General features: G+C 45.3%; 15 protein-coding genes and 1 other annotated feature. Of the genes, 11 read left to right on the top strand and 4 right to left on the bottom strand.

What is annotated here, in order from left to right; translation table 11 throughout:
* Window positions 1-16: 16 nt before the first annotated feature.
* On the top strand, window positions 17-1,060 hold the full coding sequence (ysxE, locus tag D3H55_RS03875; RefSeq protein WP_119545595.1) for a spore coat protein YsxE: 1,044 nt from the start codon (window positions 17-19) through the stop codon (window positions 1,058-1,060).
* 17 nt (window positions 1,061-1,077) lie between these two features.
* On the opposite strand, the gene D3H55_RS03870 is transcribed toward ysxE, so the two are convergent.
* Entirely contained in the window at window positions 1,078-1,269 is a 192-nt protein-coding gene (locus D3H55_RS03870) for a YszA family small membrane protein (RefSeq protein WP_119545594.1), read from the bottom strand.
* Window positions 1,270-1,431: 162 nt separating this feature from the next.
* Window positions 1,432-1,658: a binding site (T-box leader), on the top strand.
* A gap of 70 nt (window positions 1,659-1,728) precedes the next feature.
* Here D3H55_RS03870 and D3H55_RS03865 point away from each other — a divergent pair.
* The 4 genes from D3H55_RS03865 to D3H55_RS03850 all read left to right on the top strand — a co-directional run bounded on the left by D3H55_RS03865 (window position 1,729) and on the right by D3H55_RS03850 (window position 10,533).
* The gene (locus D3H55_RS03865; protein ID WP_119545593.1) at window positions 1,729-4,374 is read left to right on the top strand and encodes a valine--tRNA ligase; all 2,646 of its coding nucleotides are present in this window, start codon (window positions 1,729-1,731) and stop codon (window positions 4,372-4,374) included.
* 80 nt (window positions 4,375-4,454) lie between these two features.
* Window positions 4,455-5,750, top strand: a complete 1,296-nt coding sequence (locus tag D3H55_RS03860) for a bifunctional folylpolyglutamate synthase/dihydrofolate synthase (protein WP_119545592.1) — start codon at window positions 4,455-4,457, stop codon at window positions 5,748-5,750.
* A 122-nt stretch (window positions 5,751-5,872) separates the two neighbouring features.
* A complete protein-coding gene (locus D3H55_RS03855) occupies window positions 5,873-7,582 on the top strand; it encodes a sensor domain-containing diguanylate cyclase (protein WP_119545591.1) in 1,710 nt (569 codons plus the stop codon).
* Between the two features lie 152 nt (window positions 7,583-7,734).
* Window positions 7,735-10,533 carry a vWA domain-containing protein gene (locus tag D3H55_RS03850; RefSeq protein ID WP_119545590.1) on the top strand — a complete coding sequence of 933 codons (2,799 nt, stop codon included), beginning with the start codon at window positions 7,735-7,737 and terminating at the stop codon, window positions 10,531-10,533.
* A gap of 36 nt (window positions 10,534-10,569) precedes the next feature.
* Here the strand turns inward: D3H55_RS03850 and D3H55_RS03845 are convergent, their stop codons facing one another.
* Genes D3H55_RS03845 through D3H55_RS03835 form a run of 3 tightly spaced genes read right to left on the bottom strand, consistent with a single transcriptional unit; the run spans window position 10,570 to window position 13,608 of the window.
* Window positions 10,570-12,540 (bottom strand): hypothetical protein, encoded by a 1,971-nt coding sequence (locus tag D3H55_RS03845; RefSeq protein WP_119545589.1) that lies wholly within the window; start codon window positions 12,538-12,540, stop codon window positions 10,570-10,572.
* Window positions 12,541-12,554: 14 nt separating this feature from the next.
* Window positions 12,555-13,148, bottom strand: a complete 594-nt coding sequence (locus tag D3H55_RS03840) for a PilW family protein (protein ID WP_119545588.1) — start codon at window positions 13,146-13,148, stop codon at window positions 12,555-12,557.
* Window positions 13,090-13,608 (bottom strand): type IV pilus modification PilV family protein, encoded by a 519-nt coding sequence (locus D3H55_RS03835; RefSeq protein WP_168412951.1) that lies wholly within the window; start codon window positions 13,606-13,608, stop codon window positions 13,090-13,092. Before D3H55_RS03835 ends, D3H55_RS03840 begins: the two co-directional genes overlap by 59 nt.
* Before the next feature lie 114 nt (window positions 13,609-13,722).
* Between D3H55_RS03835 and D3H55_RS24000 the strand changes: the two genes are divergently transcribed.
* The 6 genes from D3H55_RS24000 to D3H55_RS03805 are packed head-to-tail and all read left to right on the top strand — an operon-like array spanning window position 13,723 to window position 21,374.
* Entirely contained in the window at window positions 13,723-15,279 is a 1,557-nt protein-coding gene (locus D3H55_RS24000) for an SdpI family protein (RefSeq protein WP_168412950.1), read from the top strand.
* Between the two features lie 9 nt (window positions 15,280-15,288).
* Window positions 15,289-16,026 (top strand): PRC-barrel domain-containing protein, encoded by a 738-nt coding sequence (locus D3H55_RS03825; RefSeq protein WP_119545650.1) that lies wholly within the window; start codon window positions 15,289-15,291, stop codon window positions 16,024-16,026.
* Between the two features lie 19 nt (window positions 16,027-16,045).
* Complete coding sequence (locus tag D3H55_RS03820; RefSeq protein ID WP_119545586.1) at window positions 16,046-17,422, top strand: VanW family protein; 1,377 nt, start codon at window positions 16,046-16,048, stop codon at window positions 17,420-17,422.
* A 26-nt stretch (window positions 17,423-17,448) separates the two neighbouring features.
* Window positions 17,449-19,110, top strand: coding sequence for a GspE/PulE family protein (locus D3H55_RS03815; RefSeq protein WP_119545585.1), 1,662 nt, complete (start codon window positions 17,449-17,451; stop codon window positions 19,108-19,110).
* Window positions 19,111-19,119: 9 nt separating this feature from the next.
* Window positions 19,120-20,163 carry a type IV pilus twitching motility protein PilT gene (locus D3H55_RS03810; protein ID WP_119545584.1) on the top strand — a complete coding sequence of 348 codons (1,044 nt, stop codon included), beginning with the start codon at window positions 19,120-19,122 and terminating at the stop codon, window positions 20,161-20,163.
* The gene (locus D3H55_RS03805; protein ID WP_119545583.1) at window positions 20,163-21,374 is read left to right on the top strand and encodes a type II secretion system F family protein; all 1,212 of its coding nucleotides are present in this window, start codon (window positions 20,163-20,165) and stop codon (window positions 21,372-21,374) included. The genes D3H55_RS03810 and D3H55_RS03805 overlap by 1 nt, the downstream gene beginning before the upstream one ends.
* Window positions 21,375-21,482: the final 108 nt, after the last annotated feature.

Here is a 21,482-nt window from a genome sequence, read left to right as displayed (position 1 = left end):
AAAGCAGGTGAGGGAAATGGCTAACGACCAAGCTTTAAAAGAAGTTTTGAAGCCTTACGGCGTACAGCCGCACTTCGTGGAGGATTTCGGCAAAATCCAGAAAGTCTACACAGAGAAGGGAACGCTCGCTGTCAAAAAGATACCTGCCGGCACGGGGGTGGACTTTGTCAGGAATGTTCAGCATTTGTTTCAGTCAGGATATCACAGGATTGTGCCGATTTATCCTACCCTCGATGGCAGGTATGCGGTTTGGCAGGAAAATGATTTGTATTATGTCATGCCTTGGCTTGCAAACGAAGTCAAAGAAAATCACTTTGAACGGCACCAGACACTTTTTCGGGAACTTGCGAGGCTTCACACCCTTTCCTCCAAAGATCAGAAAATCGGAAAAGAAGAACGTGAGGAACACTATGAAACCTTGAATTCCAGATGGGAAAAAGAACAGAATTTCCTTGAGGAATATATAGAACTGTGTGAAAAGGAATGGTATATGTCCCCGTTCCAGCTGACCTATTGTATGTACTATGCGGATGCCTCGCAGGCTCTGCGGTTCGCGAGGAAAAAATTTGACAGCTGGTATGAGGAAACGAAGGATTCTGAGAAGGTCAGGAGTGTTGTTGTACACGGAATAATATCTCCTGAGCATTTTTTATATGATGACCGGGGTTCAGGGTATTTTGCCAACTTTGAAAACACCAGGATTGCCTCTCCGATACATGACATTCTTCCGTTCCTGTCGAGAACACTGAAGACATATCCGAAAGCATATGACGAATGCTTTGACTGGCTCATGACGTATTGCAGCCACTTCTCATTCAGGAATGAAGAGAAATTATTGTTTTTAAGCTATCTGGCTTATCCGAGCGGCTTGATTTCCATCGTGAAAAAATATCATGAAACACCTAAAGAAAAACGGAATGAAATCAAGTTCCTGAGGAAGCTTCAGCATCACTACTGGCTGCTGAAGAATACCGAATATATCGTCATGAAATGGGAAGAGTGGGAACAGCGGAAGAAAGAAGCGCAGCAGAAAGCACAAGAAGGAGCTTCATCCTCATAAGGGGGAGAAGCTCCTTTTTATAACCATTCAAAGTAAAAGGCAAGAGCAAGGCCGATGAAGATTGCCAGCAGCAAGACATCAAATGTTGTAGGGATGAGTATGGTCCTGATTCCTTGGAAGATACAAAATGGGATACTGAACTGCTTGCATACATTCCGGCAGTTGCGAAGCCAAGGAGGCAGCAGGTAGGGATTGTATTTTTTTCGCATTTGATCTCCCCCTAACACAATTTATTCTATTCTATGTTTGGAAATTCTATTTGTTCCGCATTTGTCCGAAAAGTTTTTTGCATTATTTTTAAAAAAATGGGCGATAATGATTGACGAATAGAATTAAAATCCTATACTATATTGAATAATAGTAAATACATTCGAAATGCAAAGAAAGGGAAGAGTACTTTGAAACTCGCCTCAAGAGAGGGAAATCATACCTGCTGAAAGATTTCCCAGGCTAAGACAAAGGAAGGTCGCCCCAGAGCAGTTTCCGTGAAGGACCAGTAGCGGAAGCCGGTTTAAAGCCGTTATCTCAATGAAGTGCCAGGCGTCAATTTTGCCTGTGTAAAAAGGTGGTACCGCGAATCAGCTCCCTCGTCCTTTTAGACGAGTGGAGTTTTTTTATTTTCTGGAAAAAAACCACAATGTAACACCAATGCTAAGGAGGATGAGATCATGGAAAACAATGAAATCAGCATGCCGACCAAATATGATCCGCAGAGTATCGAAAGCGGCCGCTACCAGTGGTGGCTGGACGGCAAGTTTTTTGAAGCGGAAAGCAATAAGGAAAAAGAGCCCTATACAATCGTTATCCCGCCGCCGAACGTAACAGGAAAGCTGCACCTGGGGCATGCATGGGATACAACACTGCAAGACATCCTGACACGGATGAAAAGGATGCAGGGTTACGATGTATTATGGCTGCCGGGGATGGACCATGCCGGAATCGCCACCCAGGCGAAAGTAGAAGAAAAGCTACGCAATGAAGGGAAGACAAGATACGACCTTGGCCGTGAGAAATTCCTTGAAGAAACCTGGAAGTGGAAAGAGGAATATGCGAAACACATCAGGGCGCAATGGTCCAAGCTGGGGCTCGGGCTGGATTATACCAGGGAGCGCTTCACTCTTGATGAAGGCCTTTCAGACGCTGTTAAAGAGGTTTTTGTTAATTTATACGAAAAGGGCTTGATCTACCGCGGTGAATATATCATCAATTGGGATCCTGCAACAAAGACGGCCCTTTCTGATATCGAGGTTATCCATCAGGATGTTCAAGGTGCATTCTACCACATGAAATATCCATTGACTGACGGATCGGGACATATTGAAATTGCGACCACCCGCCCTGAAACAATGCTGGGAGATACAGCAGTTGCGGTCCATCCAGAAGATGACCGCTATAAACATCTGATCGGCAAGAAAGTTACGCTTCCAATCACCGGCCGTGAAATCCCGATTGTCGGGGATGATTATGTAGATATGGAATTTGGTTCCGGGGCAGTAAAAATCACACCGGCCCATGACCCTAATGACTTCGAAATCGGGAACCGCCATAATCTTGAACGCATCCTGGTTATGAATGAAGACGGAACAATGAATGGGAACGCAGGTAAATACGACGGCATGGATCGATTTGCCTGCCGCAAGCAGATTGTAAAAGACCTGCAGGAATCCGGTGTTCTTTTCAAAATCGAAGATCACATGCACTCTGTGGGCCATTCCGAACGAAGCGGTGCGGTTGTTGAGCCATACCTGTCCACTCAGTGGTTCGTAAAGATGCAGCCTCTTGCAGATAAAGCGATTGATCTTCAGAGCAAAGAGGAGAAAGTGAAGTTCGTTCCTGACCGTTTTGAAACATCTTACCTCCGCTGGATGGAAAACACACGCGATTGGTGCATCTCCCGCCAGCTTTGGTGGGGGCATCGCATCCCGGCCTGGTACCATAAAGAAACAGGAGAAATTTATGTTGGAAAAGAAGAACCTTCCGACATTGAGAACTGGAAACAGGAAGATGATGTACTCGATACGTGGTTCAGTTCAGCATTATGGCCATTCTCTACAATGGGCTGGCCGGATACTGAAGCGGAAGATTTCAAACGCTACTACCCGACGGATGCACTTGTGACAGGGTATGATATCATCGGTTTCTGGGTTTCCCGCATGATTTTCCAAGGCCTGGAGTTTACTGGAACACGCCCGTTCAAGGATGTTCTGATCCACGGTCTGGTAAGGGCAGAGGACGGCCGCAAGATGAGTAAATCCCTTGGAAATGGCGTCGACCCTATGGAAGTGATCGATCAATATGGAGCAGATGCGCTAAGGTATATGCTTTCTACAGGAAGTTCCCCGGGCCAGGATCTGCGTTACTCAACAGAAAAAGTTGAATCCGTTTGGAACTTTGCGAACAAGATCTGGAACGCTTCACGATTTGCGCTGATGAACATGGATGGTCTTAAATATGAAGAAATCGACCTGACAGGGGATAAATCAGTAGCCGATAAGTGGATCCTGACTCGATTAAATGAAACGATTGAGACAGTGACAAAATTGGCTGACCGGTATGAATTCGGTGAAGTCGGCCGCATCCTTTACAATTTCATCTGGGATGACTTCTGTGACTGGTATATCGAAATGGCAAAGCTGCCGTTGTATGGAGAAGATGAAGCAGCCAAGAAGACGACCAGATCCATTCTTGCTTATGTTCTTGATAACACAATGAGACTGCTGCACCCATTCATGCCGTTTATTACCGAGGAAATATGGCAGAACCTGCCGCATAAAGGCGAATCGATCACGGTTGCTGACTGGCCTGCGGTAAAAGAAGAATTCACGGATAAAGCGGCTGCGGAAGAAATGAAGCTGCTGGTTGAGATCATCCGTTCTGTACGTAATATCCGTGCAGAGGTAAATACACCGCTGAGCAAACAAATCAAGCTGCTCCTGAAAGCAAAAGATGAGCAGACGTTAGGCACACTCGAGAAAAATAAAGGATATATCGAGCGCTTCTGTAATCCCGAAGAGTTGACCATCTCAACAGAAATTGAGGCACCTGATAAAGCAATGACAGCTGTCGCAACGGGTGTTGAATTATTCCTTCCATTGGAAGGGCTGATCAATATTGATGAAGAAATTGCCCGCCTGGAAAAAGAGCTGGAAAAATGGACTAAAGAAGTGTCCAGGGTACAAGGCAAGCTGAACAATGAGAAGTTCGTCAGCAAAGCTCCTCAAAAGGTTGTTGATGAAGAGCGTGCGAAAGAAGCGGACTATCTTGAAAAGCGCAGTACGGTTGAAACGCGGATCAAGGAATTGAAAGGTCAATAATTAGTTGAAATTACGGGACTGGTCCTAGGCGGGATGCAAGCGTCTATAAGGCCGGTCCCGATTTTCGATAGGAGGCCGAAATGATACATACATATGACGAAGCAGTTGACTGGATCCATTCCCGATTACGTCTCGGCATCAAGCCTGGTTTGAGCCGGATGGAATGGATGATGGAAAAATTGAACCATCCTGAAAAAGAACTGAAGGCTGTGCATATTGCCGGAACCAATGGGAAAGGTTCCACGCTGACTTTCCTGCGCAAGATACTGGAATCTGCCGGCTTTGATACAGGCACTTTCACTTCCCCCTATTTTGAAGTATTCAATGAGAGAATCAGTATAAATGGAAAGCCGATTTCAGATGAGGAAATTATGGAACTCGTCAACATCATCATCCCGCTGGCAGAGGAACTGGAGGAAACTGAAATGGGTGGGCCTTCAGAATTTGAAGTCATTACATGCATGGCTTTATATTACTTTGCCCGCATGAAAAATGTGCCGATTGTCCTGTTCGAAGTAGGTCTGGGCGGCCGTTTCGACTCCACTAATGTAATTGACCCCTTGCTGTCGATCATCACCAATATCGGTATGGATCACACGCAGTTCCTTGGTGACACGATAGGGGAAATCGCCTTTGAAAAAGCAGGGATCATTAAAGAAGGAAAGCCGGTGATATCGGCAGCTTCCCAAGCAGATGCCCAAAAAGTGATCATCTCTAAAGCATCCGAAATGAAAGCGGAGTTATTAATGCTTCATCGTGACTTTGAAGTCAGGTACACAGGACCTTCTGAAAGCGGGGAGGAATTCGATTTCTTTGGAAGAGAAGGAAAACGAAGTTATCGAATCGGCATGATCGGAAGACATCAGACTGAAAATGCTTCACTGGCTGTTCAAGCTGCAGTTCTTTTAAACGAAAGATATTCCTTTGAAATCAAAGAGAGCGCCATTAAAGAAGGATTATCATCTGCTCATTGGCCGGGCAGGATGGATAAAGTCAATGATATGCCCGCTGTTTATTTGGATGGAGCACATAATCCTGAAGGGATGCAGACATTGATCAACACGATAGAAACACGCTTTCAAAAGAATAAAGTCCATATTTTGTTTGCAGCACTGAAAGATAAGGACTTAACCTCCATGGCCAGGGACCTCGAGGAAAAAGTATCTGATATTGCTCTTACGACATTTGAATTTCCCAGAGCAGCCGCACCAGAAGAGCTCGCTGAACACTTTCACCAAGAAAATCACCGTATTGTAAGGGACTGGGAAACATATATTAAAGAATTTCTGGCTGGGGGCGGGGAAGAAGAAATACTTATTGTCACTGGGTCGCTTTACTTCTTGTCCGAAGTGAGGCCAAAGGTTATAAACAACTGATAGTATTTGTAAATTTTTCATGACTTTTCCTGCACAGTTTGATAAAATATTCTTAAACTTGTGACTTTTTAACTAAATTCGACTAATAGATTATAAGGAGTTTTAAGGGAGGTGGAGGATTGATGGCTATTACGAGGACGCAGGAAACGATCATCTGGGCAGTTTGGGCTTTGCTTGTTCCGGCCGGCATTTATTTTACCTATCAATTTTTCCCTCCTGTTAACGCTGATATACTCAGTATGTTGGCGTTCGTTGTATTCACAATCATCATTTCCGTCATGCCTATTATGATCAGCGGACTTCCGATCTTACTCATTCAATGGGTGTCGCTTGCCGCGTTCTTGAAATTCGGTCTGTTCTTTGAAGTCGTCCTCCTGCAGATTGCGATTTTCACTTATATGATCCGCCTTCGGGTAGGAAAGAGTGACTTATATCGTCTGCCATGGAACTCCATCATGTTTTTCCTGATGTCACTGTCCAGTGGTATGATTTATTTTTCTATTGGGGGCACCGTGGGGTACACCCCTGTAGAGTCGGTATTCTTTCCGGCACTCATTTATCAAGTTTCTGCCATTCTGATAAACCAGGTGTTACTGGTAGGTTTTCATGCATTCCTCAACAGGGAGATCAAACTGTTCGGAGAGGACCTCAAATGGGATTTCTCCGCTATGCTGATCATGTTTCCTATGGGCCTCGGATTATTTTACCTGCAGTATCAGATAGGTCCCATCGCGCTGTTCCTGATTGGCCTGCCATTTATTTCAGGTGCGATGATTCTCAGGCTCTACAACTCATCCGAGCAGATCAACCAATATCTGCAGAAGGCTGTAGAAATAGGGCATCAGCTGACAGAGAGCCTCCAGGTAAACGAGGTGCTTCAGTTATTCCTTGATAAGATTCTGCAGACCCTTCCGGTGGAGTATGCCTACATACTGGATGTCAAAGGGGATGAACTTGTCCTCTTGAGGCGGGTTGAAAATAATATAAATAAGCCTATTAATCTGCCTCCATTGAAGAAAAATGAAGGCATCAGCGGCCTGGTATGGGGAACAGGGAAATCCGCACTGTTTCATACGAAATCCGATTGGACTGAGGTAGTCAAGGGATATATGCCTGAGGATGTGGAAAGTGTCCTGTCCGTCCCGATTGTCAGAAACCAAAAAGTGAGGGGTGTACTGCTCCTGGCATCATCGAAAAGGAGGGCGTACAGGAAGTATCAGCTCATGATTGTAGATATTTTGTGTTCGTATCTCGGGGTTGCGATAGCAAATGCCCGCCATTACGAAACCACTAAGCGGAACAGTGAGCATTGTGCCCTGACAAAGCTTTATAACTACAGATACTTTGAAAATCTGCTTTCCAGTGAGTTCACTGCCATGCAGACCGGGGACCGTGCCTGCCTTTCTTTGATCATGCTCGATATCGATCACTTTAAATCTGTCAATGATTCATACGGGCATCAGAGCGGAAATGAAATTCTCTATGAGCTTGCCAGAAGGCTGGAAACACTCATTGGAGATGAAGGGACCGTTGCCCGCTATGGGGGGGAGGAATTTGTCATACTCCTTCCGGATACAACAAAAGAAGATGCCTTCCTTATTGCAGAAATTGTACGAAGGACGATAGCGGACCGGCCCTTCATTTTGCATGACAACCTGGAAGCTGAGAGGAAAACCATTTCGCTGAAGATTACAGCAAGTATCGGTGTGGCAGCTGCTCCGCTCGATGCCGATGACAGCATGGCGCTGATAAGGCATGCCGACAGGGCCCTCTATACAGGAGCAAAACAGGCGGGAAGAAACAGAGTAGCTGAATATGTGAAGTCATCTTGACCCCGTTATCAATGAACGGGGTCTTTATTTGTAAAAATTCATAAGATTGAGTACTTTGGTCTATATAATGGAGAATAAGGTTGATATAATAGTAGTTAAGTAGTGAATATAAGTGTTTATTTTACAATAAATGACAAAAGGAGGGGCGGATTTTGAAAAAGAAGGTTTCTTTTGGAATCATTTTTGCCATCATATTCAGCTTCATATCATATGCCTCACAAGCTGACGCAGCAGTTCAACCTTCAATCGATTTTTCCGTACAGCCAAGCGCGACTGAATATGTCAAGCCTCAAAACGGCGATGCCCAGGGCAGGCTGGACATTGAACTGACGCCCAGGGGACAAGCCACAAATGAAGAACGGAAACCGATCGATGTGGTATTCGTCCATGACACCTCAGGTTCCATGAAAGATACATATGGCGGTGTCAAGAAAGCAACAAGCGCAGAGAACGCGTTGAAAGAATCCCTGAAATTTTTCGAACAGAACAAACAGAGCAATGATAAATATTACTTTGTCCCATTTGACAGTGATGTGAGTTATAAGTCCACCGGCAATAAAAGGGTGGAGCCGACCGAGGGGATCAGCAACATTAAATCCATGGCAGAGAACCTTGATTATGGAGACCGCTCATGTTTCATTATCTGGTGCAGCGAATATGATTTCAGTGAGGGGGGAACCAACTATACCCAGTCCCTGGACTATGCACTGACCAAGTTCTCGGGCATGAGGGACGCTTCCCGTTACATCATTTTCCTTACTGATGGTGAGCCGACGTCCCTCCGATTCAATAATCAGCAATATACTCTTTACACGAATGGAAGAGCATCGATCGGGAACTATTACGAAGATTATAATACTGTCAAAAAGACAATATTACAAAAAGCCATCTCCAGTTCCGAGAAGCTCGGAGCCAATGAAGTGAAGATGTACAGCATCGCATTTGCCCAACCTGGAGAGGTGAACTATCAGCTTCTGGAGACGATGTCGAACAAAACGGGCGGAAGAGCGATTCAGGCTAACCCGGACAGCCTTTCGAATGTCTTTACAGATATATCCAAGGAGTTCAATTCACCTTCAATAGATGGCGAGATTCAAATCGATTTAAGCAAGTTCAATGGTAAAGTGAAATTGGCAGCCAATTCCGATGCCTATGTCGATAACCGAAATATAGTGCATATGAAATATAATTTCACCTATCCTATCGGGAAGCAGCCTTCCCCAGGAAATATACAGATGAGCCTTCCGCTTGAATTTACGGAAAGAGGCCAATATGTATTTGATAATATCAAATTGATTTATAAGGACTTTGACGGAAAGACACAGCCGGCTGTTACGCACAGGAACGTCACCATCAACATCGTGGATGAGGCGGCGCCTAAATTCGAAAGTTCGGTAAAAATCAACGGAAATCAATATCATAGTACAGAAAACCTTGTCAAAATGGGAATGCAAAATAATGAGCATAATGAATTCTCTATAGAGTATGATTTGACACCATCAGGAATTCTGCAAAACAATAAGTCGGGTATGCTCAATGGTATGCGAATCGTTCAGCCATTGCCTGAAGGAATCAGTTTGAAAAGTCCAAACCTGCAAACATCCGTTAGCGGATCTCTCACCGGGGCATCCGTCAGGGAGATCGACAGCGGCGGCCAAAGGGCTTTGGAAATTACCCTGGGCAAAACAATTAATTATTCCGGAAGCCAGTTCTCTCCAAACCGGTTGAACGTAAAAGCCGTCCTTCAAGCAGAATTCGCTATGTCTTTAGTGAAAATGCCAAAGGCCGCCATTTATTACAATGATACAAATTTCAGCCGGCAAAGCCATACACTTACTTCTCATTCCGGATATATAGGTCTGCAGGTGATGTTGAAAGGGCTGACGGACAGCACCAGCTATATTGGGGACCATACCGGAAAGCTCATCAAGAAAAACGATGGCACGAATGAAGTTTTAGCCGAGGAAACGCCTAAGCCTCTTCCTGTGAAAGGGCTGGAGTTAAGGGATGGCAATACGATAAGAGTCCATTTTAAAGACGACTCTTATCGTGACATCTACTTAAAAACTGATTTTGACGTATATGAAAATAATTCAAAAAAAATCCTTGCCAATAATGAAAAAACAACAGGACCTGCTTCGTTCAAAATCAGCAGGCTTGTGGGCGGGGAAAATGTAATTTACCGCTATAAGATCAAAACAAGCCAGACGGATTCGGGATGGGTTGAGTTCAACGCAGGGGATTCCGTTCCCATACCAGGAAGCCTGAGTGGAGAAGTGGAAATCCAGGTAAAGACTGAAGGCGGGTTTACATTGGATCAGCAGCCAGTCAAGAAGAAGATAGTGATAGTCAAAAAGGTAAGTGAAATAAATGTGACCCCTAATCCAATCGAAGTGAACGTAGGGGAATCAATAGCGTTTGAGGTTGAAGTGCTGCCAGCTGAAGCTGCCGATAAGAGCATAACGATTTATCTGCAGAACGGCAATGGCACTAATGCTGAATATTCAGGTGGAGATTCACAGGAACACCGGATCATCGGAGTCAAGGCTGGAGAAGACCGATTAATAATAGAAGCGAATGATGGTTCCGGTATTCAAAAAATCATTCCTGTGACTGTCATCGACCCGTATGTGGCTCTCGAGGAAATCAGGTTCAAACAGGACAAAATCAATTTGCCTTTGACTGAAGCGGAAATTCCGATTGAGCGGTTCCTGATTTTCAATCCTGAAAATGCAACCAATAAAGAATTAGCCGAGACTATTTCTTCATCAGATGCCATCAGTGTAGTAGAAGAGAATGGAAAATGGTATATCAAAACCGAGGAACTCGGTTTTACGACCGTCACAGTAACAGCAGAAGAGGACAAGTCGATCACCGACTCAGCAGTCTTTGAAGTCGTTACACCTGAAGAAGGCGGAGACGATAATCCATATCTTGATGGCCGATGGTAACAAAAAAAGCTTTCCCGATGCGGGAAAGCTTTTTTTCTATTGTACAGACACTTCGTCACTGAACAATGACAAGGATTCTGTTTTCGGAAGAGCGTCAATCTTTTGCAGAAGTATATCACGGTTGTAATTGATATTGAAACGCGAGTAATGAAGGTCCTGATCAATCTTTGTTGAGTACAGGTCCGCTTCCCTTATGTTCGAGATTTCGCCTCTGATCGCGTTAATCTTAAGTGTGTGATGGGCAAAGACACCGCCGTCGATATGGAACAGGGAACCCACACCGTAGAGCTCGGCCATTTCATTCGTATAAAAGAAAGCTTTTAAAGGCTTAATCGATGTATCCCTAACGATGCCATTAAAGTCATCTCCTTCTTCGCTTTGGACAAAGTTCTTATATTCATTCATCCTGGTCATCGTCAGTTTTCCCCCCGCCAGAAGGATGAGTTGTTTTGTATTTTCTTCGCTGCCGGAAATGTTCAGGTTCGAGATGAACGCTTCCCCTCCGGAGTATATGACGGAATCAAAGATCACTTCATCATCCTCAGGAAGGTCACCTTCGTTGCTGTTACCCTGGATAAATAGCTGCCCACCGGCAATGATATTTCCAATGATGGTGGAAGCGGAATCGAGGGATTCAATGTTCAAAGAAGTTCCCGCCAGCATATACCCTGTTTCATTGGTAAGGGTGTCTTTTTTAAAGAGAAAGTTACTGTTTCCCTGAATATTGATACTTCCTCCGGAAATGATGTCTCCTTTGACCGTCATAGCCCCGTTGAGGTTGATAAGATGGATATCTCCGGTAGCGATGACATCATTAAGGGCAATATTCTGATTGCCAATGATATAAATATCTCCGTCAGCAATGATTTTCCCGGGAAAGTTCAAGTTTGAAGAGACACTTGATATCACAAGGTCGCCCGGTACCTGTATGTTCGAGTCCGTGCTGCGGTCAATCAGTTTATAACTTAGAGAATCCACTTGGCTTACAAGGTCCTCATCAAGCAGTCCATCCAGCGACTCCAATGCGGGACTGCCGGGAAAGCTGGCGGGGGTGAAGGAATAGGCATTTTTAATGGATCGGACCAATTCATCCGGCAGCTCTTCCAGGGTGGATGTTTGGGTGAATCCCTGTTCCTGCTGGATCACATTGATTTGCTCATTGATCGTTTTCTCGAATTCCACTTCAATGAACTGGCTGTCATTTTTAAGCTGTGGCAGGCGGTTATGGTAAAACTTATCCGCGGTCAGATAATCCATCACTTCTATATATTTCGCCTTTGAGGAATCAATGTAGATGTCCCCGAAGATGGATGAGTAAGGAGTCTCGATTTCCTTATCATTTCCATCTGTCAACTGATAGTGAGCATTTTTGTCTATCGTCACTTTTTTGCCGAACACATTTCCGGCAATATTGGGGGAACCGTTCAAAATGGTTTCTTCCTCTGCTCCAGCTGCATACTTTAAGAAGCCTGGCAGAGGAGAGAGGATGACCCGCTTCCTGATGGTTCTGCTGACAGTACCCTCCTGATTCTCGGGGGTTTCAACAGCGACTACAAACTCCAAAACTCTTGTCAGCTGCCGGGCGGGGTCAATGCCGAAGGTCTGAAGCCCGGAAATGGTGTCCCCGAGGCATTGATTTTCAACGCCGGAAATCAAATACTTTGGAGTATCAGAAGTCACATCCACTACATTTACGCAGGAAATGCTGTCGCCGGCGGACAATTGGCTCTGCCTGGAGGTGAAGTATGTACTTAACTTGGCTGTTAAGCCCGCGGCTGATATGTTCTGGATCTTGAAGGAATCAAGCGATAGTTTTGCCGATAAATCGGCTGTCATTTCATCCACCAATCTCAAACCATCATAGGTTATATCAATATCGGTCTCCCTGACCTCGGTCCTTTTGGCACCGCCGATGGAAGCGGAAAGGACCGCCATTCCAAGCGTGATGACTACCAATGAAGTGATCATTACTGTAATAAGTGTATTGCCTCTTTGGTTATCCAGCATAATAGCTGCCTCCCTTAAAAACCAAAACTGCTCTCAAGATTCAGCTGTTTCGTATGATTTGTATGTGATACCCGAAAATCAAGAAAGATCGTGGCGCTCGTGCACTGCCCTTTTCTGTTTTCCTCTGAACATTTGAAGGATATTTCGGAATCCCGGAAGTCAGAAGGGGTATCCACAATGGAACCGCCGCTCGACCACACTTGGCGGCCGTCTTTTTCGGACAGTTTTATTTCAAAGTGGCTTTCACTTGATTTTTGTTTATCCTGATCGATTACCTCCGGATTGAATTCGTTTTGCGCGGTTTCGACACTGTCCACAAATTTAAGGCAGTTATCTTCTCCATCGCACTCATCCACATAATCAAAAGGAGTGGAGTACAGCCGGTTCATCACCATGGCTGAAACGTAATCGGCATCATCCCTCAACTGCGCTTCGATGCTGACTTTTTCATAGATTTTATAGCCGGTTAGAAACGTTCCGTATATGACCGGAAGCAATATGGCAGATATCGCGAGGGTCAATAGAAGCTCAATCAGTGTGAAGCCATCTTCATCGTATGTCCTCGCTTTTGACCGTTCCTTCAACTGATGTACTGTGCTCCTTATCATTTGTTATCCACCTCACTTTTGCGGTAATAGGTATGTAGTATTCCAGTTCTCCCTGCCGGGAAGCTGAAACCGGCTCCGATAGTATTTCTACTTTGTAATTCGTTCCATTTATGGGAATATCGCTGCAATCTGAAGGAGGGGTCAGTCCCGTTAAGAAGGTCTTATAACCATCAGCGCAAAGTTGCAATTGCAAGGAATGGTCAACCGGTTCAAGATTTCCTTTATTGACTTCCGAAAATTCTTTTTTCATTTCCAGATAACTCTGACCTTCCATGAACATCAGCGCATTACGGGCAACATTGACGGCAACTGTCTTTTTTTGATTCATATTCGTATATGTACCAGCCTGGAAGAAAAAATTCAAAAATACTAAAAGCACGGTGCTCAGTATCGTTACTGAGACTAAAACCTCAATAAGTGTCAAACCTTGGTTATTTTTTAATATATTTGACAGTTTCACTCCGTCACCTTCTTTCAAAATACCTAAGTTTATTATACAATATCTAAGAGTCGAATAATGTAGAAGTAGTACTAAATTCATAGAATTTTAATACATGATGAAGGGAGTGGGAGAATGGGGGAATATATTTTTGCCTTGATAGCGTTCGCGGTCCTTTTGCCTGTGCTGTATTTCCTGCCCGGGGGAATGACAAGGAAAGGGAAGGTATGGATAGCCGCCGGCGGACTGCTTATCTCTCTGATGGGCCTGCTTGCATTGAACCAGTATTCACTTTGGATGGTTGCCATTATTTTATTCATTTTAGTAATTGTTTCCTCTTTAATGATAGGAAATCGTTTTGGTCCGCAGCTCATGGCAGATGCCGGGGTACAGGTTGAAGGCACTTCTGAGGCAACACGTGGAGAATCAGAGGAAATCCTTTTTCCTGCTGTGGAAGATGACTCAACATTGGCTGAATCAGCTTCGGAAGAAGGGATGGAAGCCGGCGAAGGCACTCCTGAAGAACCAATTCAGCTTGATGATCTGGAAGAGATAATGGATGTTTTGGAGATTGATGATAAAGACAAAGCGATAGAAGAGCAAGTGGAAATCCAGGATGAAATTGAGGAACCAGATTTGCTGGAACTGCCGGAGGATACACTCGTGGAAGACAAGGCGGATGGAGATCTGAGTGAAATCGAGTGGCTGATTCAACAGGAAGGCCAGGATGATTCTGAGTCAATACATAAATTGGAATTAGACGCTGCAGTTCCTGATCCTGAAGGTGAGCTTGAAGAACCCGATATTCCCGAAGACCCTGGCAATGGAGATACTGATGAAGATATGGAGACACTCAGTGAAATTGAATTGATGATTCATCAAGCTGACGAAGAACCAGGCTCCCTTGAAGAAGACCCTGCAGTTGAACAATCCATTGATAATGGGGATGAATTGCAGCCGATTGAGCTGACGAATCAGGAAATCGAGTTTTTAGTAACTGATGCCGATGATGATTCTTCTGAAGTAAAAGTCGATGATCATTATGCCGATATAGAGGAAGAAACACCAGGAACAGATCTTACTGAACAAGAAGGATTTTCAGCTGAAACTGAAGCTGTGAAAATGTCTGAAGCAGGACTGGAAGAGGACCTGGGACAAGAGCAAGAACAAGAACAAGAACAAGAACAAGAACAAGAACAAGAACAAGAACAAGAACAAGAACAAGAACAAGAACAAGAACAAGAACAAGAACAAGAACAAGAACAAGAGCCGGGACAAGACCTGGAGCCAGAACCAGAAGTTGAAACAGAAATTGACCCGGATCCGGAATCCTTATCCGTTGAACTGCCTGGTGACACACCAGCGATACATTCCCAGTTGCAGACGAGGGTGATCCATACAATCGTCGAGGAACTGGATTTTTATAGACATAGACTTTCTTTGGAAGAATTTGAATCGCTGGCAGGACAGTATATGCATCCGGAAATGCATGACCGCGATTTTTATGTTCTCGCCCAACAGTTGATTCAGCGGTACCACGAATCTAAGGAATATAAGAAACTGAAGTTATTTATCGATGAGATAGAGGAAAGATTCATTTCTTATCCTGTCCTTAAAAGTGAATTGAATGATTATAAAGAAATTGCTTGGAAGAACATTATCAAACAACAAATGAAACACGGAAGGGAATAGGTGCAAGTTATGAAAAAAAGTACTGAAATTGTAGGGTTGCCGATCATCAGCATTAACGATGGAGTGGAAATTGGAAGTGTGAAATCTCTTGTAGTAAATCCGGAAAAGGGGTCAGTGGACTTTTTGACAATCGAACATGAAGACTGGCAAGTGAGTGTCAAAGCCATTCCATTCAAAAAAGTAATCGGTATCGGTGAGTATGCAGTCACTGTGGAGAACGGCAACGCAGTCATCGACTTGAATGAAATTCCGATTGCCAATGCCCTGGTAAACAAAAAAATCAGAATCAATGACACGAAGGTCATGTCAAGGAAAGGCCAATTGATCGGCGAGGCGAAGGAATACTATGTGGATGATGAAACAGGCAACATCATGGGTATCCTTGTTGCTGTGAAGGAAGATGAAAAAATCCTGAAATCCGGTCAGATCCTGACATACGGAAAAGATATCCTGGTTGTGCAGGAAGACGCGATGAATCACTTCATTGAATCAGTGGATGATCTTCTATCTGAAAGCAAGCCGCTGGAAAATGCAGAATTTGAAGAAACGGCGCCGAATGACCTGGAAAACATCAAGAATAAACAGGCTGAGCTGTTAAAAGGCAAGCGGGTGACAAAAGATATCGCCGGTATATCAGGTGAGACCTTGATCGCTGACGGGACCATCCTGACTGCTGCTGATATTGCCAAAGCACAAAACGAGGGACCATCCGTATTTGTGGAATTGACAATGAATACACAAGGATAAGGTGAAGGGAGCATTTCACATGGAGGACAAGCCATTCACGAAAGTATTTATCCCATTGCTCTCTGCCACCGTGTTCATATTTGGTTTCTCCCATGCAGGATCTTTTGCATTAGAAAAATTCACAGAATCTGCGGTGATTAAACCTTCCACAATGGTAGCTTCCATCAATATCGGTGGACAGCCGGAACCGGAAGCGAAAGAAGCCCTGGCACAGGCTGCTGCCGACTGGAAAGCTTCAGCGGAAATAACAGCTGAACTATCAGGGAAAGAGGCACTTATTGATTTGTCAGCTATCCATATCGACCTGAATCAAAGCTTACAGAGTGTCAATGAGGGAGGGCCGAATCCTTTGGCTGTATCCATTGATATAGATTCAGTAATGGAGGGAATGAAGGCTGCTTTTCCTGATTTGAAGGCGGATGAGATGGACACTGCCGCATTTCAGGAAGACTTGATCAGCCAGGTTTCCATGCTTCCCGGCAGTGCCGTCATTTCTTTAAGTGATTACTTTCCAAAAGGAAGTGTAGAGGAAGTTGCAGCAGAAGCCCTCTCAGGAAAGATAACCGTCACCCCTGAAGTTAAGAGATTCATAGAAACCTTTCCTGAGATCGCAGTGAAGCAGGGGACCGACTTCTCCTTCCTTCGCCACTTGGAAGAGAACGGTTTTTCGGCTGATGAAGACCTCAGCCAGGTAACATCGCTATTATATAAACTTATCCTGCAAACCAACTTTACGATCATTGAACGCAATACGAGTCCTGAACTGCCAAAAGAGGTTGAACTGGGTTATGAGGCAAAAACGGATGCGGGGAGTAATCTTGACTTCATCTTCGCTAACCCCAACAATGCAGATTACATGATCCAATTGGAGCTGATGAATGACCAAATCTACGGAAAGCTGGTCGGGTTCCCATTAGCGACGGATTATAAAGTTTCATTGAAAGATAAGGAAGAATTCCCTCCTAAGAAAATCGTCCAATACAACCCGTTCATCGAGAAGAATGTCGTCCGTGTACAGGAAGAAGGCAGTAAAGGGATCCTGATTAAAGTATTCCGGCAGAGCATAGGTGGAAACGGAGACGTAATGGAAGAGAAACTCATAGCTGAGGATTTTTATCCACCAGTGCACAGAATCGAAATTCATAGTTTGGAAGAGGCTCCGAAAGATGTAAAAGAAACGGATATTGTGGATGCCCCGCTTCCTGATCCTGATACAGAAGGTGCGGATCCGGAAGGGACCAGTGGACCGCCACAGCCGGCATCCGGAAGCGGCGACAGCAGCACTAGCGGAGCAGGCGGCACGGCCGATGACACAGAAAGCACAGATAACACGGCTGATTCAGTGCGTGGAGATGCCTCTCCAAAGGCTCCAAACGATAAGCAAAAGATCAAGTAAATTATAAAGGATAAGCTGGTGATTGTATGGTTCAGACCAGAAAAAGGCTCGGGGATCTTCTTGTGGAAGCGGGCCTTATATCGGAAGAAAAACTTAATATGGCCCTGCAGGAAAAAGAAAAAGGACAGAAACTGGGTGACGCATTGCTGCAAAAGGGATATATCACTGAGCAGCAGCTGATCGAAGTGCTTGAATTCCAGCTGGGGATCCCGCATGTCAGCTTATACCGCTATCCTTTTGATACAAACCTTTTCCATCTGATACCAAAGGAAGAAGCCAAGCGCAACTTGATGATTCCTTTGAAAAAAGAGGGAGAGAAGCTGTATGTGGCCATGTCTGACCCGATGGATTTCTATGCGATAGAAGACTTGAGGCTGTCAACCGGTTTCCAGATCGAAACCGCGATAGCGACGAAGGATGATATCCTGCGTGCGGTCACAAAGTATTATGACACTGAAGAGGGCTTTGAAGAGCTTGTCAATGAGAAGCCTGAAAAAAGCACGATTGAAGAGCAGACGATCGTCGATCAGGATTCACCGATCGTAAAACTGGTTAACCAGATCCTTTCCAATGCCGTCACCCAGAAGGCCAGCGATATACATATCGACCCTCAGGAGACAAAGGTGTCCATCCGTTACCGTATCGATGGTGTGCTGAGAACCGAGCGCAATCTGCCGAAGCACATGCAGAGCATGCTGATTGCAAGGATCAAAATCATGGCCAATCTTGATATAACCGAGTTCAGGGTTCCCCAGGACGGCAGGATCAAGACGAACGTCGACTACAGACCGGTCGATTTGCGTGTTTCCACCCTGCCGACTGTTTTTGGTGAAAAGGTCGTTATGCGGATACTTGATTTAAGCTCCGCACTGAATGATATCAAACAGCTGGGATTTAATAAGCTCAATTTCAAGCGGTTCATGGATATGATTCAGCAGCCGACAGGAATTGTCCTGATTACCGGTCCGACCGGTTCTGGTAAATCATCGACTTTGTATGCCGCGTTAAATCATTTGAACAGCGAAGAAGTGAATATCATCACCGTGGAAGACCCGGTTGAGTATCAGCTGGAAGGCATCAACCAGATCGGTGTCAATCCCAATGTCGGCCTGACCTTTGCCAAAGGCCTGCGGGCAATACTCCGACAAGATCCCAATATCATCATGGTCGGGGAAATCCGGGATAAGGAAACAGTCGAAGTCGCCATACGTGCTTCCTTGACAGGGCATCTTGTTCTAAGCACCATCCATACAAATGATTCACTTGGAACGGTAACAAGGCTTCTTGATATGGGGGTTGAGCCCTTCCTTGTTGCTTCCTCATTAAGTGGAATCGTGGCTCAGCGGCTTGTACGGAAAGTATGCAGGGACTGCGGCAGGGAGCATGAGCCGAGCAAACGGGAAGTGGAAATCTTCGCGAAGAGGGGCATGAAGATCGATAAAATCATGCGCGGGGAAGGCTGCTCATCCTGCAACATGACAGGATACAAAGGCCGTTTGGCGATCCATGAAGTCCTCGTTATGAATGATGATATGAAGAAAGTGATATTGAATGGCGAGGCGTTTTCAAAACTGCGTGAACACGCCGTAAAGAACAAAACCATTTTCCTTGTTGATGATGGACTATTGAAAGTGAAACAAGGTTTGACAACAACCGAAGAAATTCTTCGTGTAGCCATTTCGGAATAGGTGATAGCAATGAAAGAAAAAATCGATTATTTACTTCGTGCAGCATACGAGTTGAAAGCTTCCGACATTCACTTGACGGTCGGGGCTCCGCCGGTCTTCCGTCTTCATGGAGACTTGAAGAGGTACGGAAAAGAAATCCTGAAACCGGAGGATACAGAAGGCATGGCGAAATCCATCATCCCCCAGGACCTTTGGAATACTTTCCTTGAGCAGGGGGAGCTTGATTTCTCGTATGGGATACCGGGGATTTCCCGTTTCAGGATCAATGCGTACCAGCAGCGATCCTGTACTTCCCTTGCAATCCGTATCGTCCCAACGAGCATTCCCACCATTGATGACCTGGGACTTCCGCCGGTTTTAAAAAGGATCACTGATAAACCGCAAGGACTTGTACTTGTAACAGGACCGACTGGAAGCGGAAAGTCCACCACGCTCGCTTCGATGATCGACCATATCAACAGGACGATGAGAAAGCATGTCATCACCCTGGAAGATCCGATTGAATATCTCCATAAACATGGCGGCAGCATCATTGACCAGCGTGAAGTCGGCTTTGATACCAAAAACTTTTCAAGGGGCCTGCGCAGTGCGCTGCGCCAGGATCCAGATATCATCCTTGTGGGGGAAATGCGGGACCTTGAAACGATTCACACGGCGATAACAGCCGCCGAAACCGGCCATCTTGTCTTTGCTACGCTGCATACATCGAGTGCGGCAGCAACCATTGAACGGATTGTGGATGTTTTTCCACCGGAACAGCAGTCGCAGGTCCGGATCCAACTTGCATCGGTCCTGGTGGCCATCCTTTCGCAGAGGCTGTTCCCTACAGTTGATAAGAAAGGCAGGAAAGCAGCGACTGAACTGCTCGTCAATAATCCGGCCATCGCCAACCTGATCCGTTCCGAAAAGGTCCATCAAATCGATAACATTCTGCAAACATCAAAAGGAATGGGGATGCATCTTATGTCTTCAAGTATCAAGAACTTATATGAATCAGGAGTCATTTCCCGTGAATCCGCCTTTCCTTATATAGAGACGGAGCAGACGACATAATGGCGCGATTTAAATATACAGGCCGAGGACGGACAGGGAAGAAGTCGGGTGTATTGACAGCAGCCTCTACAAGAGAAGCCATGCTGAAGCTCAAGAACCAGGGCATCAGGGTGATCGAAATGAATGAAGTGCCGGAAACCCTTCTGACAAAGGACATTGCCATTGGCAACCCGGTGAAATTGCAGCATATGGTCATCTTCCTGAGACAATTCGCGACGCTCCTCCAGGCAGGAGTCACTGTGGTCGATGCAACGGATATTCTGTCTTCCCAGACGCAGAGCAAGCCGCTTGGCAGAGCGCTGGGCGAGGTGCAGATGGAACTGAAGGATGGAAATCCCTTGTCGGATGCCCTGGCTAAACACCGCCGGATTTTCGAACCTATGCTGATCAACATGATCAGGGCGGGGGAAGCATCCGGGAGCCTGGATGAAACGCTTGAAAGTCTGGCCACGCATTATGAGAAACAGCATATGACAAGGCAGAAAATCGTTTCCGCCCTTGCCTACCCAGCCGTGGTCGGCGTGATTGCCATAGCTGTTGTCATTTTCCTGCTTGTGGCTGTCGTCCCTACGTTTGTCACCATGCTGGCTGATTTTGGCGGCGAACTGCCTGCCATCACCAAGTTCGTCCTGGGTTCAAGTGAATTCATGCAGAAGTACTGGTACCTTGTGACAGCAGGAATGGCTGCGATTGCAGCAGGGATCATGGTGCTGAAAAAGAACAGCAGGACGAAATACTATTTCGACTATGCCATGCTGCGCATGCCCATCTTCGGAAGCATGATTCAAAAAGCCGCCTTGGCAAGGATGACCCGGACGCTAAGTTCTTTATTCTCCAGTTCGGTTCCCATTCTGCAGGCGCTCGCCATCGTGGAGAAGGTAGTTGAAAATGAAGTCATCGCACGGGTCCTCCGCCATTCCAGGGATTCATTGGAAAAAGGGACTTCTTTGACGGAACCGATGAAGAAGCACTGGGCTTTCCCGCCGCTTGTCACACAGATGATCGCCATCGGGGAAACAACCGGATCACTCGATTCCATGCTCGGTAAAGTTGCCGATTTCTACGAAAAAGAAGTGGAAAACAGCACGGACCGGCTGAAATCCCTCATCGAGCCGCTGATGATCGTCTTTCTTGCAGCACTCGTAGGGACTATCGTCACGTCGATCATGGTGCCGATGTTCGAGATTTTCAACAATGTTCAAGGTTATTAAACAATTTCTTTAAAATTTTTACAGTTACCTACTTTTCACGACAAAATTGTCATGTATAATTAAACTTAGTAATTACTAATTACCTAATTAAAAAGACTTATAGGAGGT

Origin of the sequence: Bacillus salacetis, from assembly GCF_003581585.1 — a bacterium.
GTDB lineage: Bacteria > Bacillota > Bacilli > Bacillales > Bacillaceae_B > Rossellomorea > Rossellomorea salacetis.
Note: the sequence above shows the minus strand (reverse complement) of the source record. Positions and strands in the feature narration are given on the sequence as shown.

Excerpts from the sequence above, each read along its gene's own strand:
- ysxE (WP_119545595.1), top strand. The coding sequence starts at position 17 with ATGGCTAACGACCAAGCTTTAAAAGAAGTTTTGAAGCCTTACGGCGTA.
- D3H55_RS03870 (WP_119545594.1), bottom strand. The coding sequence starts at position 1,269 with ATGCGAAAAAAATACAATCCCTACCTGCTGCCTCCTTGGCTTCGCAAC.
- D3H55_RS03865 (WP_119545593.1), top strand. The coding sequence starts at position 1,729 with ATGGAAAACAATGAAATCAGCATGCCGACCAAATATGATCCGCAGAGT.
- D3H55_RS03860 (WP_119545592.1), top strand. The coding sequence starts at position 4,455 with ATGATACATACATATGACGAAGCAGTTGACTGGATCCATTCCCGATTA.
- D3H55_RS03855 (WP_119545591.1), top strand. The coding sequence starts at position 5,873 with ATGGCTATTACGAGGACGCAGGAAACGATCATCTGGGCAGTTTGGGCT.
- D3H55_RS03845 (WP_119545589.1), bottom strand. The coding sequence starts at position 12,540 with ATGCTGGATAACCAAAGAGGCAATACACTTATTACAGTAATGATCACT.
- D3H55_RS03840 (WP_119545588.1), bottom strand. The coding sequence starts at position 13,148 with ATGATAAGGAGCACAGTACATCAGTTGAAGGAACGGTCAAAAGCGAGG.
- D3H55_RS24000 (WP_168412950.1), top strand. The coding sequence starts at position 13,723 with ATGGGGGAATATATTTTTGCCTTGATAGCGTTCGCGGTCCTTTTGCCT.
- D3H55_RS03825 (WP_119545650.1), top strand. The coding sequence starts at position 15,289 with ATGAAAAAAAGTACTGAAATTGTAGGGTTGCCGATCATCAGCATTAAC.
- D3H55_RS03820 (WP_119545586.1), top strand. The coding sequence starts at position 16,046 with ATGGAGGACAAGCCATTCACGAAAGTATTTATCCCATTGCTCTCTGCC.
- D3H55_RS03815 (WP_119545585.1), top strand. The coding sequence starts at position 17,449 with ATGGTTCAGACCAGAAAAAGGCTCGGGGATCTTCTTGTGGAAGCGGGC.
- D3H55_RS03810 (WP_119545584.1), top strand. The coding sequence starts at position 19,120 with ATGAAAGAAAAAATCGATTATTTACTTCGTGCAGCATACGAGTTGAAA.
- D3H55_RS03805 (WP_119545583.1), top strand. The coding sequence starts at position 20,163 with ATGGCGCGATTTAAATATACAGGCCGAGGACGGACAGGGAAGAAGTCG.